This window comes from Microtetraspora sp. NBRC 13810, from assembly GCF_030268685.1.
In the GTDB taxonomy this organism is placed as follows: domain Bacteria; phylum Actinomycetota; class Actinomycetes; order Streptosporangiales; family Streptosporangiaceae; genus BSRQ01.
Window position 1 is genome coordinate 65,722 of the sequence record NZ_BSRQ01000003.1, and the last position, 12,413, is coordinate 78,134.

Below are 12,413 nucleotides of genomic sequence, written 5' to 3' on the forward strand. Positions count from 1 at the left end.
GCGGTCGTCAGTCGACCGGCCACGCCTGGGCGAGCAGCGACCGGGTGTCCTGGAGGAGCTGGGGCAGCACCCTGGTGCGCCCGACGACGGGCATGAAGTTGGTGTCGCCGCCCCAGCGCGGCACCACGTGCTGGTGCAGGTGCGCGGCGATGCCCGCGCCGGCCACGCCGCCGAGGTTCATCCCGACGTTGAACCCCTGGGCCCCGCTGGCCTTGCGCAGCGCGCGAAGCGCCCGCTTGGTGAAGCCGGCCAGCTCGGTGGTCTCCACGTCGTCCAGGTCGGCGTAGTCGGAGACGTGCCGGTAGGGGCACACCATGAGGTGGCCGGAGGTGTACGGGTAGAGGTTGAGCACGGCGAAGACAGCCGCCCCGCGGGCCACGACCAGGCCCTCCTCGTCGGTCATCTTCGGGATCTCGCAGAACGGGCACCCATCGTCGGGCCCGGCGCCCGAGGGCTTGTTCTCCCCTTTGATGTAGGCCATGCGGTGGGGAGTCCACAACCGCTGGAAGTCGTCCGGGACCCCGGCACCGGCCTGCTCGATCGGCTCGCTGTCCTGCATGCCATGCAGCATAGGACCTGGCGGCCGGCCGCGGCGCGGCGCCCTGGGCAAGCGGAAGGCCCGGCGCCCACGGTCACGGGCGCCGGGCCTCCGGCGAAGGCTCGTCAGACCTGGACGCGGCGCTCCACGGCGTCGACGATCTCGGCGATCGCCTCGTCGATGGGCACGCCGTTCTTCTGCTCGCCGTTGCGGTAGCGGAAGGACACCGCGTCGTTCGCGACGTCGTCGTCACCGGCCAGCAGCATGAAGGGGACCTTCGACCGCTGCGCGTTGCGGATCTTCTTCTGCATGCGCTCGTCGCCCTCGTCCACCTCGATCCGGATGCCCTTGGCCGCCAGCCTCTCGGCGACGGCCTTCAGGTGCGGCACGTGCGCGTCGGCGATCGGGATGCCGACCACCTGCACCGGGGCCAGCCACGGCGGCATGGCGCCCGCGTAGTGCTCCAGGAGGATCGCGAAGAAGCGCTCCACCGAGCCGAACAGCGCCCGGTGGACCATGTAGGGCCGCCTGCGGGTGCCGTCGGCCGCCTGGTACTCCATGCCGAACCGCTGGGGGAGCTGGAAGTCCACCTGGAGGGTGGAGAGCTGCCAGCGGCGCCCGATGGCGTCACGGATGTGCACGTCGATCTTGGGCGCGTAGAAGGCGCCCTCGCCCTCGGCCACGACGTAGGGCACGCCGGACTTGTCCAGCGCGTGCCGCAGGGCCGTGGTCGCCTCGTCCCACTCCTCCGGGTCGCCGACGAACTTCTCCGGCCGGGTGGCCAGCTCGGCCTCGAACTCGGTCAGGCCGTAGTCGCGCAGCAGGTCGATGACGAACTGGAGCAGCGAGGCCAGCTCGTCGGCGAGCTGGTCGGGGGTGACGAAGATGTGCGCGTCGTCCTGGGTGAAGCCGCGGGCCCGGGTGAGGCCGTGCAGCACGCCGGACTTCTCGAAGCGGTAGACCGTGCCCAGCTCGAACATCCGCAGCGGGAGCTCCCGGTAGGAGCGGCCCCTCGCCTTGAAGATGGTGATGTGGAACGGGCAGTTCATCGGCTTCGGGTAGTAGGTCGCGCCCTCCATCTCCATGGGCGGGTACATGCCGTCCGCATACCACTCCAGGTGGCCCGAGGTGCTGAACAGCGTCGACTTGGCGAGGTGCGGCGTGACGACGAACTCGTAGCCCGCCTCCTCGTGCCGCTTGCGGGAGTATTCCTCCATGACGCGGCGCACCCGGCCGCCCTTGGGATGCCAGACGGCGAGGCCGCCGCCGATCTCGGCGGGGAAGCTGAACAGGTCGAGCTCGGCGCCGAGCTTGCGGTGGTCGCGCCGCTCGGCCTCCTCCAGCATGGTCAGGTAGGCGTCCTGCGCCTCACGGGACTCCCATGCGGTGCCGTAGATGCGCTGGAGCTGCGGGTTCTTCTCGCTGCCGCGCCAGTAGGCGCCGCCCGAGCGCATCAGCTTGAAGGCGGGGATGACCCGGGTGGTGGGCAGGTGCGGCCCGCGGCACAGGTCCTTCCAGCAGGTCTCGCCGGTCTTGGGGTCGAGGTTGTCGTAGATGGTCAGCTCGCCCCCGCCGACCTCGACGGACGCGCCCTCCTCGGCCTCGGCCGCGCTCCCCTTGAGCCCGATCAGCTCCAGCTTGTACGGCTCGCCCGCCAGCTCCTCGCGGGCCGCCTCCTCGGTGACCGGCCGCCGGGAGAACGCCTGGCCCTGCTTGACGATCTCCCGCATCCGCTTCTCGACCTGCTTGAGGTCGTCGGGGGTGAAGGGCTCCTCGACGTCGAAGTCGTAGTAGAAGCCGTTCTCGACCGGGGGGCCGATGCCCAGCTTGGCGCGGGGGAAGATCTCCTGGACGGCCTGGGCCATGACGTGCGCGGTGGAGTGGCGCAGGATGGCCCGGCCGTCCTCGCTGTCGATGGCGACCGGCTCCACGGTCTCGCCGTCGGCGACCCGGCCCGCGAGGTCTCTCAGCGCGCCGTCCACCCGGGCGGCGACGACGGTTCTTCCGTCGGCCTCCAGGGCCTCGCCGTACGTCGTGCCGGCCGCCACCACACGCTCGGCTCCGGCGAGGGTGATGCGCAGTTCGGCGACGGCAGACACGGTGGCTCCTAGATCACAAGGGGATCGATGCGAATACCCCTGAATGCTACCGGGGGTCCAGACCCAGAGAGGTCAGCTCGCCGCGGCTCCCGGGGAAGACGTTCTTGTCCAGCGGGCTGTTGGCGTACTGGTGGATCACCCAGGACTGCCAGGGCGCCGGCACCACGGGGTCGCCCCGCGGGCTGCTGGGGGAGGCGATCCACAGGGGGTGGCCCTCCAGCCCCGCGCAGTTGCCGGCGCGGGCGAAGTTCACGTAGGTGTAGATCAGTGGCCGCACGCCGGTGAACTCCTCGACGATGTGGCACCACCTGCGGGCGAAGGCCGCCACCCTGGCCGGCGGGAGGCCGTCGTCGGCCTCCAGGTCCAGCGCGATCAGGTCGCCCGGCTGGAGGCCGCCCGCGGCCCTGAGCACCCGCAGGAAGTGCCGGGCCTGCCCGGCGGGACTGCCGTCCGGCCGGGCGAAGTGGTAGGCGCCGCAGACCATCCAGTTCTCCCGCATGCCCGCCCAGTTGCGGGCGAACCACTTGTCGGTGAACGTGCCCCCCTCGCTCGCCTTGGCGAACCCGAAGGCGACGCCGTCGCGGGCGTGCCGCGCCCAGTCGACCGCGCCTTGCCAGTTGGACACATCTATGCCGTGCAGCATGCGGCTCACCCCGCGGGATTCTAATGATCCCGGCGCTCCCCGTACCGCCGACGCGCCGTGTTCAGCGGCGTGCGGCGAGCAGCTCGCCGTACAGCGACTCCCACTGCGGCATGACCGACGCGGGCGAGTACGCCTGCACGGTCCGGACCGCGGCGGCGCCCATCCTGAGCCTGCCCTCGCGGTCGCCGATCAGGTCGGCGAGCGCCCTGCCGAGCGCCTCGGAGTCGCCCGGCGGGACGAGCACGCCCTCGACGCCCGAGGTGAGGACGTCGGCGGGGCCGGTCGGGCAGTCGAAGCTCACGATCGGCAGCGCGTGCGACATCGCCTCGATCATCACCATCGGCAGGCCCTCGAACCGGGAGCTGAGCACGAACAGCGACGCCTTGGCGAGCTCCTCGTCGAAGTGCTCGGTCCTGCCCATCAGGAAGACGTTGTTGTACAGGCGTAACTTCTCGATCTGTTTGCGCAGCCGGTCCTTCTTGGGGCCGGTGCCGTAGACGCGCAGCTGCCAGTCGGGGTGCCGGCGGACGACCTCGGCGAAGGCGGGCATCAGCATGTCGAAGCCCTTCTGCGCGACAAGCCGCCCGGCGGCGATGACGACCTTGTTGTTCTGCTCGGAGCGCCGCTGGTCCACGGTGTGCACGGCGTTGGGGATCCGCTCGACCCGCACGCCGGGCAGCACCTGCTCGTACTCCTTGCGGTCGGTCTCGGTGAGCACCACCACCGCGTCGAAGGCGCCGTAGTGCCGGAGCAGGGCCTCGCGCACGTCCTTGCGGTGGGTGGCGAGGTTCATGTGCTCCTGGGCGACCTTGACCACGCCGCGGCGGGTGTACTTCGCCGACAGCAGGTTGAGGCCGGGCCGGGTGGTGATCACCACGCCGCCGGAGAGCGAGGCGAGGTAGGAGATGACGGCCCGCTCCACCTGGGGGGTGAAGTAGTCCACCGCGAACTCGCCGGCGGGCACGGCCCGGCCGCGCAGTTTGCGGACGACCCTGGCCCCGAGGCTCGGCGGGCGCACGCCGTCACGCTGGTCCACCAGCGCGGACAGGGCGACCCGGGGGTCGAGCGCGAACTGCGGCCGGTCCCTGCGCCGCACCACGCTCACCACCTCGACGTCGTGTCCCGCCTCGGCCATGGCGTTCGCCTGGTTGATCACTGTCCTGATCGTCCCGCCCATGCCGTAGGCGTGCAGCAGCAGGTACCTGAGCCTCATGTCCCGTACCAGTAGTCGATGGAGAGGTTCTCGTTCACGGTGTAACGCGGACGGACGTGCATGAAGCCGCCGTCCAGCGGGATGAGCTGGGCGGGGAAGACCATGATGGAGGTCTTGTCGCGGATGTCGTCGAGGTGCCTGCCGACGCGCAGCCGGGTGCCGTCCGCGCTGAGGTACAGGTCCCAGACGCCCTTCTCCGGAGCCTCGGAGGGCACCAGGTCGGCGATCGGCACCGACGCCTCGAACGCCTGGCCGCTGACCGTCACCGGGTAGGCCAGCTCGGGCCCGCGCGGCTCGCGCAGGACCAGCGTCACCTGCCAGGTCCGCTCCCCCGCCGCCAGCCCGTGGAAGGAGCCGAGGACCAGGACGCGCCCGTTCTCCGGCCAGACCTGGCCGACCTCGGCGTGCGGCTTCACCGGCTGCCCACGGGCAGGTAGCCCCAGGCGGCGCTGATGTCCTTCAGGACGTCGGGCACGGCGTCGGGGTCGGGGAGCTCGCGGCCGGTCTGGATCGCGCCGGAGCGGATCTTGTCCTTCCAGTCGCCGAGGCCCTTGCGGTAGTCGTTGCGTGCGCCGTAGTCGAGCATCTCCTCCTCCCACGGCACGCCGAGGAAGTCGCAGATCCGCCTGGTCTCCTGCTCCGGCTCCGCGGTCACGTCCTCGTAGCGCACGGTCAGCCCGTCGAGCGCCTTGCGGGCCCGCTCGACGGCCTTCATGTACCTCAGCGCGTCGACGGCGGCGGCCTCCGCGTCTCGCTTGCCGGGGCTGGCCTCGTGCCAGGAGGTGGCGATGGAGACCGGGTGGCGCAGCAGGAAGACGAACCGGGCGCCCGGCCAGCAGGCGGTCAGCCGCTCGAAGGCGAAGGCGTTGGCCGGGGTCTTGTCCACGATGATCTTCTTGCCGGAGAGCGTCAGCTCCCGGTGCAGGACGCGGTCCCACAGCAGGTGTTCCAGGTCGGCGCGGTTGTGCCCGAGCGCGTCCATCGCCTGCTCGGCGAGTGTGGTGCCGAAGCCCACGGTCAGCCGCCGCAGGTGCAGCTCGTGCGGCGCGTGGATCTGGGAGTGGGCGTTGAGGATGACGCGGAGCAGCGTGGAGCCCGAGCGCACCGGGGACAGCAGGAAGACGGGCTGGACCAGGCGGTCGGCCTCCGGGTGGACCGGCGGCCGCACCTGGTCGGCGGCGACGGCGGCGGCGCGTTGCGACTCGCGCCGCGCTGTCCGTTGTGGCTCCGGGCCGCCCGCCGGGTGGGTGACACGGCTGAAGTGGAATCCGGTCAGTTCACCGACGGTTTCGTTGACCTTGCGCTTCCAGTTCATGCCGACGGAGGTTAACAACGAATCCTTAAGGTTCGCTGGGGAAAAATCTATCCGTTACGTAACCTGCGGGCCGTGTTCCTGTCACCCGCCGGTCATTCCGGTTCGGAAGGCAGATATCCCCAGGATCGGCAGATCGGGTGCAGATCTTCCGGCACCTCGTCCGGTTTGGGCAGCGGCCGGCCCGGCTGCACGGTGCCGGTGCGGATCTTGTCCCGCCAGTCGCCGATGCCCTTGACGAACTCGCCGTGCCCCTTGTCGCCGTAGTGGACCATCCCCTCCTCCCAGTCCACCTTGAGGTAGTCACAGATCCGCCGGGTCTGCTCGTAGGGGTCGGCCGTGAGGTCCTCGTACCTGACCGTGACGCCGTCGATGCTGTGCCGCGCCTCCTCCAGGTACTTCATGTACTGGTAGGTGTGCGTCACGGCCTCCTTCATGGGCCGTTTGACCGGGTCGGCCTCGTGCCAGGAGGTGGCGATCGACAGCGGGTGCCGCAGCAGGAAGATGAACCGCGCGTCCGGCCAGCAGGTGGCGATGCGGCGGAACGCGAAGACGTTGCTCGGCGTCTTCTCGGCCAGGATCCGCTTGCCGCTCCTGGCCAGCTCGCGGTGCAGCAGCCGGTCCCACAGCAGGTGCTCCACGTCGCTCTGGGTGTGCCCGAGCGCCTCGATGGCCTGCTGCAGCGGCTCGGTGGGCAGGTTGACGGTGATCCGCCGCACGTGCATCTCGTGCGGGGAGTGGATCTCGGAGTGGCTGTTGAGCATCACGCGGAGCAGGGTCGACCCCGACCGCACGGAGGACAGCACGAACACCGGCGCCACGAGCAACCGGTCCGCCGGGTCGGAGGGCGGCCGCACGGCGTCGTTCGGCGCCCGCCGCACCACCGGCGCGGACGGCCGCCGAACGGGCGGCCGTGGCGTGGCGGCGGGCCGGGCGGGGGCTCCGGCACGTTTGAAGTTGTAACCGGTGATCCCTTCGAGTGTGCGGTTCACCCTGCGCTTCCAGCTCATGTCCAGGCAGAGTAGAGACCACCGGTTAACCGGAAGTGAACGCAGGCTGTGTGATCAATTGTCACTTAGGGGCGCGACCCACGAGGGGGCGAGACCGGGAATGCCGGTGTCCTCGGTGTGCAGCCGCTCGGGCAGCACCCCCAGGGCAAGCAAGCGCTGGGTTGACGCACGGACCATCTCGGGTGAGCCGCAGACGAACGCCTCGTAATCGGAAGGCACCCGATGCCGGGAGACCGCCTCGGCGACGCTCTCGGGCGGGCCGTGCCGGGGGTCGTCGGAGACGGCGAGCACGAACCGCATCCGCCCGTGCCGCTCGCGCAGCCGCAGCAGGTCGGGAAGGTCGTACGCCTGGCTGCGTAGTCGTACGCCGTGGAAGAGGTCGACGGAGGGGCGGTCCGGCATCCAGGCGGTCTCTTCGATGATCGCCTTCAGCGGGGCCAGGCCGGTGCCGCCGGCGACGAAGAGCAGGTGCGAGGCATTGGAGCGGCGCAGCACGAGGGTGCCGCGGGGCGGCCCGAGCAGGAGCCGGTCGCCGACCGCGGTGTGCTGGGCGAGCGCGGTGCTGACCCAGCCGCCGGGGATCACCCGGACGTGGAAGGAGAGCAGGTTGTCGGCGCGGGGCGGGTTGGCGATCGAGTAGGGCCGCCACACCTTGGGCCAGTGCGGGCTCTGCAGGGTCGCGTACTGCCCCGCGCTGAACGGGTAGGGCGAGTCGGGCCGCACCACCAGCACGGCGAGGTCGCGCGAGCGCAGTTCGTGCGACACCACGGTGGCCACCCAGTACGGCGGGCCGCCGACGGCGTCGTCCTCAGCCGCCTTGATCATCACACTGGCGATGACGTCGTAGGCGGTGAACCACGCCTCGTCGTGCTGCGCCGTCCAGGCACCGCCGGCGTTGGCCCGCATGGCCGCGACCAGGCAGCGGCCGACCGCCGCGTAATGCTCGGGCCGCACGCCGTACTTGCGATGGTCCCTGGCGAGCTGGGAGAGGTGGCCGGTGAGCCGGTCGCCGTCCTCCAGGTTGAGCACGACCTGGGTGAGCGCGTGCAGCAGCCGCTCGCGCTGGAGGTCCATGGCGGCCGGGAACATCTCCCTGACCTGGGGATAGCGGGAAAAAAGCATTCCGTAGAACTGCGCCGCCACTTTGGCGGCGTGCGGCTCGACAAGCTGCCAGCTCTGGCGGATCAGACCCGTGTCGATGGCCATCGTGTCTGCATCACTTCCTACAGAGAACCATCACTTATTGCTAGTCGTCGGCGACGTTACGTTATATGTGTACATAGATACGTGATCATAGCGACATGTACACGTATCCGGACTCGTCTTGACCAAACGCAGTCCGCTCTTCGGTTAGCGTTAACCCGCTCTTCGGTACCGCCCGCAACCCTCCCGCGACCCGCCGCACCCCGCTCGACAAGGGGAAACCCGCTGCCTATGGTTGAACATATGAAGGATCGTTCAAACGTCGTGGCCCTCGATCCTGACGCCTGCTCGACGCCGGTGGTGGACGCGGAGCGCGTCGCCTCGGTGCGCGGGTCGCTGCCTTCGGAGGACACCGTCCAGGATCTGTCCCGGGTCTTCGGGCTGCTGTCGGACCCCGGGCGGCTGCGCATGATGGCGGCGCTGCTGGAGGGCGGCGAGATGTGCGTGTGCGACCTGGCCGCCGCGACGGGGCAGAGCATGTCGGCCGCCTCGCACGCGCTGCGGCTGCTGCGGGCGCACCGGGTGGTCAAGGTGCGCAGGGCCGGCCGGATGGCCTACTACCGGCTGGCCGACTCGCACGTGCGGATGCTCTTCGACCTGGCGATCACGCACATCGGCCACGAGGAGGGATGACCATGGCCTCGCGGGGGCACGGCCACGGCCACGACCGAAGCCACGACCGAAGCCACAGCCGAGGCCACGGGCACGGGCACGGGCACGGGCACATCCGGATGAGCGGTGAGACCGACCGGCGTCTCCTGACCGGGGCGCTCTTCCTGATCGTCGGCTTCATGGCCGTCGAGGTGGTCATCGGGTTCGTGGCCGACTCGCTGGCCCTGATCTCCGACGCCGGCCACATGCTGACCGACGCGGTGGCCATCGTCTTCGCGCTGGTCGCCATGCGGATCGCCGCGCGCCCGCCCAGGGGCGGTTTCACCTACGGCCTCAAGCGTGCCGAGATCATGTCCGCGCAGATCAACGGCATCACGTTGCTGCTGCTCAGCGCGTTCTTCGTGGTCGAGGGCGTGCGCCGGCTGATCGAGCCGCCGCAGGTCGAGGGCGCCTTCGTGGTGGCGACCGGGCTCGCCGGGATCGTGGTCAACGTGGCGGCCACCTGGCTGCTCGGCAAGGCAGACCGGTCCAGCCTGAACGTCGAGGGCGCCTTCCAGCACGTCCTGAACGACCTCTACGCGTTCATCGCCACCACCGCCGCCGGTGTCGTGATCCTGCTGACCGGCTGGGGCCGGGCCGACGCGGTCGCCGCCCTGGTGATCGCCGCGCTGATGCTGCACTCCGGCTGGCGGCTGGTCCGCGACTCGGGCCGGGTCTTCATGGAGGCGGCCCCGGTCGGCATGAACCCCGCCGAGATCGGCCGCCGCGTCGCCGCCCTGGACAGCGTCGTCGAGGTGCACGATCTGCACGTGTGGGAGGTCACCTCGGGGTACGCCGCGCTGTCCGCGCACATCCTGGTGGTCCCCGGCGCCGACTGCCACGCCGTACGGCAGGCCGCCGAGCGGATGGTGCACGAGGCGTACGGCGTCGAGCACACGACCCTCCAGGTGGACCACGCGCCGCCGGACCTGCTGCACATCGGCGAGGTCGTGTCCCGGGCCGGCGACGGGCACTGCGCGGACCCGCACGGCCCCGCCCACCGCCGTCCCGGCGCCTGACCTCTCGCCCAGGGGAGGGTCATCGGGCGACGCTCCGCATTTTTACCTGCGACAGTCGCCTGACGTGCCCATCTCCCCCTGTGGCGGGTGCACAATGAGGGGAGCGCCACCGCCGGATGACGGCGAGTCAGGCGCCGGTCCCTCACCACCGTTTCGCACTCTCTTCCGGCCATCCGGATGTCCCCGCTCGCGGAAGGCGCGGGCGGCGATTCCCCGGGGAGCGCGGAGGGGGACCGGTCCGGCGCACCACGCTGACAAGCACGAGGAGGTCGTGCCGATGTCACAGACCGAGTCTCGCAAGGCCGAACAGCTTCTCACCGCCGCCAGGGCGGAAGCCCTTTTCGCCAGCCCGCTGTCGATGTGCAGCCGGCCCAGCCTCGCCGAGGCCGCCGACGCGATCAAGATGTCGATGCGCAGCCACGGCGGCACCCTCGGGTGCGCGGCCGAGGTGGCCGCGGTGTTCGGCGACTACCCCGACCTCGCCGCCCACCGGATGCGGTGGGCGCTGGCCACCGTGGAGGCCGTCTTCTCGGCCCGCCGCGGCGGCTGACCCGCCCCACCCCCGCGCCCGGCGCGATCGGCGCCGGGCCCCCGCGCACCGTCGTCCGGGGCGGCTGACGACGGCTATCGACGGGTATCGACGGGTATCGACGGCTATCGTGGTGGGCCGTGACCCGCCGACGCCTTCTCGCCGCGCTGGCGGCCTGCTGCACCGTCGCCGCCGGGCTGGGGGTGCGCGCCCTGTCCGCCGGACCGGTGGCGAAGTACGCCGGAGACGCGCTCTACACGGTGCTGCTGTTCACGCTGCTGCTCGCCGTCCTGCCCAGGCTGCGGCCCGCGCCGGCCGCCGCCGCCGCGCTCGCCGCGAGCTGGGCGGTGGAGTTCGCCCAGCTCACCGACGTGCCGGCGGAGCTGGCCGCGCGCTTCTGGCCGGCCCGCCTGGTACTCGGCACCTCTTTCAACCCGCCCGACCTGCTCTGGTACGCCGTCGGCGCGGGCCTGGCCTGGGCCTGCGCCGCACGGCTCATCCGCCGCCGGGACGGGGAGCGGCCGGTTCCGCCCGGCTGAGTTCGAGGGCGGCGTTCTCCACCCGGATCCGCACGGTGAGCAGGCCCGCGTTGACCACGGTGAAGATCAGGGCGGTGAGCCAGGCGGTGTGCACCAGCGGCAGCGCGACGCCCTCGGCCACGACGGCGACGTAGTTGGGATGGCCGAGCCACCGGTAGGGGCCGGACCGGACGAGGGGCAGGCCGGGCACGACCACGACCCGGGTGTTCCACCGCCTGCCCAGCGTGCCGATGCACCACCAGCGCAGTCCCTGGGCGAGGACGACCACGGCCAGCATGGGCCAGCCCAGCGCGGGCAGGAAGGGGCGGTGCAGCAGCAGCACCTCGGCCGCCGCCCCGGCGAGGAGCGCGGTGTGCGCGAGGACCAGCCACGGGTAGTGACCCCGCCCGGACTCGACGCCGCCGTGCCGCCTGGCCCAGGCCAGGTGCCTGCGGGCGAGGATCAGCTCGGCGACCCGCTCGGCCACCACGAGCAGGAGCAGCAGCAGGTAAAGGGCGGCGGAGCTCACCGGCTCACCAGCGCAGCAGGACGAACTCGGCGGAGAAGCCCGGCCCCAGGGCCGTCAGCAGGCCGAAGGAGCCCGGCGCGGGCTCGCGTTCGGCCATGGTGCGCTGCAGCACGTTCAGCACCGAGACGGAGGACACGTTGCCCATCTCGTTCAGTGAGCGCCAGGTGAGGTCGAGCGCGCCCGGCGGCAGGGCGAGGACCTCGGCGATCTTCTCGATCACCTTGGGGCCGCCGGGATGGCAGACCCAGGTGCCCACCTCGCCGATCAGCATGGCGTGCTCGGCGAGGAAGGCGGCGACGTCCGCGGCGAGGTGTTTCTCGACCACGTCCACCAGGTCGGGGGCGAGGACGAGGCGGAAGCCGTGCCCGCCGACCTCCCAGCCCATCAGCCGCCCGCTGTCGGGGTAGAGGCGGCTGCGGGTGGAGACGACCACCGGGCCGCGGGCGAGGCGCTGGGCGGCCCGCCGCTCGCCGTACGCGACGACGGCCGCCGCGCCGTCGCCGAAGAGGCTGCTGCCCACCAGGTTGGCGAGCGAGGTGTCCTCCCGCTGGAGGGTCAGCGAGCACAGCTCGACGCACACCAGCAGTGCGACCTCGTCCGGCCAGGCCCGCAGGTAGTCGTGCACCCTGGCCAGGCCCGCCGCGCCCGCGACGCAGCCCAGGCCGAAGACGGGCACCCGTTTGACCCCCTGGCGCAGGCCGATCCGCTGGGCGAGCCGGGCGTCCAGGGAGGGCGTGGCCAGGCCGGTGGAGGAGCACATCATGATGTGGCAGACGTCGTGCGCGGCCACCCCGGCGGTGTCCAGGGCGCGGAGCGCGGCCTGTGTGGCGAGGTCGAGCGCGGTCTCGATGTAGGCGTCGTTCGCCGCGGTGAAGCCGTCCAGCCCGGCGTAGGCGTCCAGCGGCAGGGCGAGGCTGCGGGCGCCGACCCGGGCCGCGGCGTGGAACCGGCGCAGGAGGTTCTCGTCGACGTCGCAGACCCGGGCGAACTCCTTGGTGATCTCCTCCTGCTCGTACCGGTTCGGCGGCAACACGGTCTCCACGGCCGCGATCAGCATCGCATCCCTCCCGGGCGGTCGCACAACGGCAGGATCACTGCCCTTCTGTGCCCTTTTGTGCCCGGTCCCCTACCACCGGGAACCACCCGTTA

14 protein-coding genes are annotated in these 12,413 nt (G+C 71.3%); 4 read left to right on the forward strand and 10 right to left on the reverse strand.

Annotated elements, in window-relative coordinates; translation table 11 throughout:
* Positions 1-7 precede the first annotated feature (7 nt).
* The 8 genes from QSK26_RS07475 to QSK26_RS07510 form a co-directional block, all read right to left on the reverse strand.
* Positions 8-559 carry an HIT family protein gene (locus tag QSK26_RS07475; RefSeq protein ID WP_285774250.1) on the reverse strand — a complete coding sequence of 184 codons (552 nt, stop codon included), beginning with the start codon at positions 557-559 and terminating at the stop codon, positions 8-10.
* A 104-nt stretch (positions 560-663) separates the two neighbouring features.
* Positions 664-2,637 (reverse strand): threonine--tRNA ligase, encoded by a 1,974-nt coding sequence (gene thrS, locus QSK26_RS07480; RefSeq protein ID WP_285774251.1) that lies wholly within the window; start codon positions 2,635-2,637, stop codon positions 664-666.
* A 46-nt stretch (positions 2,638-2,683) separates the two neighbouring features.
* Positions 2,684-3,280 (reverse strand): glycoside hydrolase family 25 protein, encoded by a 597-nt coding sequence (locus QSK26_RS07485; RefSeq protein WP_285774657.1) that lies wholly within the window; start codon positions 3,278-3,280, stop codon positions 2,684-2,686.
* Positions 3,281-3,341: 61 nt separating this feature from the next.
* A complete protein-coding gene (locus tag QSK26_RS07490) occupies positions 3,342-4,493 on the reverse strand; it encodes a glycosyltransferase family 4 protein (protein WP_285774252.1) in 1,152 nt (383 codons plus the stop codon).
* Positions 4,490-4,909, reverse strand: coding sequence for a hypothetical protein (locus QSK26_RS07495; RefSeq protein WP_285774253.1), 420 nt, complete (start codon positions 4,907-4,909; stop codon positions 4,490-4,492). Before QSK26_RS07495 ends, QSK26_RS07490 begins: the two co-directional genes overlap by 4 nt.
* Positions 4,906-5,808: a sulfotransferase family protein gene (locus tag QSK26_RS07500; protein ID WP_285774254.1), complete on the reverse strand. Its 903-nt coding sequence runs from the start codon at positions 5,806-5,808 to the stop codon at positions 4,906-4,908. Before QSK26_RS07500 ends, QSK26_RS07495 begins: the two co-directional genes overlap by 4 nt.
* A 92-nt stretch (positions 5,809-5,900) precedes the next feature.
* Complete coding sequence (locus QSK26_RS07505; RefSeq protein ID WP_285774255.1) at positions 5,901-6,815, reverse strand: sulfotransferase family protein; 915 nt, start codon at positions 6,813-6,815, stop codon at positions 5,901-5,903.
* Positions 6,816-6,869: 54 nt separating this feature from the next.
* On the reverse strand, positions 6,870-8,021 hold the full coding sequence (locus QSK26_RS07510; RefSeq protein WP_285774256.1) for a globin domain-containing protein: 1,152 nt from the start codon (positions 8,019-8,021) through the stop codon (positions 6,870-6,872).
* A gap of 240 nt (positions 8,022-8,261) precedes the next feature.
* Between QSK26_RS07510 and QSK26_RS07515 the strand changes: the two genes are divergently transcribed.
* The 4 genes from QSK26_RS07515 to QSK26_RS07530 all read left to right on the forward strand — a co-directional run bounded on the left by QSK26_RS07515 (position 8,262) and on the right by QSK26_RS07530 (position 10,756).
* Complete coding sequence (locus QSK26_RS07515; protein WP_285774257.1) at positions 8,262-8,651, forward strand: ArsR/SmtB family transcription factor; 390 nt, start codon at positions 8,262-8,264, stop codon at positions 8,649-8,651.
* 98 nt (positions 8,652-8,749) lie between these two features.
* A complete protein-coding gene (locus QSK26_RS07520) occupies positions 8,750-9,688 on the forward strand; it encodes a cation diffusion facilitator family transporter (RefSeq protein ID WP_285774258.1) in 939 nt (312 codons plus the stop codon).
* A 277-nt stretch (positions 9,689-9,965) separates the two neighbouring features.
* Positions 9,966-10,238: a hypothetical protein gene (locus QSK26_RS07525; RefSeq protein ID WP_285774259.1), complete on the forward strand. Its 273-nt coding sequence runs from the start codon at positions 9,966-9,968 to the stop codon at positions 10,236-10,238.
* A 119-nt stretch (positions 10,239-10,357) separates the two neighbouring features.
* Positions 10,358-10,756, forward strand: coding sequence for a DUF2809 domain-containing protein (locus QSK26_RS07530; protein ID WP_285774260.1), 399 nt, complete (start codon positions 10,358-10,360; stop codon positions 10,754-10,756).
* Here QSK26_RS07530 and QSK26_RS07535 read toward each other — a convergent pair.
* Both QSK26_RS07535 and QSK26_RS07540 read right to left on the reverse strand, forming a co-directional pair.
* Entirely contained in the window at positions 10,713-11,264 is a 552-nt protein-coding gene (locus QSK26_RS07535; RefSeq protein WP_285774261.1) for an isoprenylcysteine carboxyl methyltransferase family protein, read from the reverse strand. The genes QSK26_RS07530 and QSK26_RS07535 overlap by 44 nt on opposite strands.
* Positions 11,265-11,268: 4 nt before the next feature.
* Positions 11,269-12,321 carry a type III polyketide synthase gene (locus QSK26_RS07540; protein WP_285774262.1) on the reverse strand — a complete coding sequence of 351 codons (1,053 nt, stop codon included), beginning with the start codon at positions 12,319-12,321 and terminating at the stop codon, positions 11,269-11,271.
* Between the last annotated feature and the right edge of the window lie 92 nt (positions 12,322-12,413).

Coding starts and splice junctions, on each gene's coding strand:
- QSK26_RS07475 (WP_285774250.1), bottom strand. CDS start 559: ATGCAGGACAGCGAGCCGATCGAGCAGGCCGGTGCCGGGGTCCCGGAC.
- QSK26_RS07485 (WP_285774657.1), bottom strand. CDS start 3,280: ATGCTGCACGGCATAGATGTGTCCAACTGGCAAGGCGCGGTCGACTGG.
- QSK26_RS07490 (WP_285774252.1), bottom strand. CDS start 4,493: ATGAGGCTCAGGTACCTGCTGCTGCACGCCTACGGCATGGGCGGGACG.
- QSK26_RS07500 (WP_285774254.1), bottom strand. CDS start 5,808: ATGAACTGGAAGCGCAAGGTCAACGAAACCGTCGGTGAACTGACCGGA.
- QSK26_RS07505 (WP_285774255.1), bottom strand. CDS start 6,815: ATGAGCTGGAAGCGCAGGGTGAACCGCACACTCGAAGGGATCACCGGT.
- QSK26_RS07510 (WP_285774256.1), bottom strand. CDS start 8,021: ATGGCCATCGACACGGGTCTGATCCGCCAGAGCTGGCAGCTTGTCGAG.
- QSK26_RS07515 (WP_285774257.1), top strand. CDS start 8,262: ATGAAGGATCGTTCAAACGTCGTGGCCCTCGATCCTGACGCCTGCTCG.
- QSK26_RS07520 (WP_285774258.1), top strand. CDS start 8,750: ATGAGCGGTGAGACCGACCGGCGTCTCCTGACCGGGGCGCTCTTCCTG.
- QSK26_RS07525 (WP_285774259.1), top strand. CDS start 9,966: ATGTCACAGACCGAGTCTCGCAAGGCCGAACAGCTTCTCACCGCCGCC.
- QSK26_RS07540 (WP_285774262.1), bottom strand. CDS start 12,321: ATGCTGATCGCGGCCGTGGAGACCGTGTTGCCGCCGAACCGGTACGAG.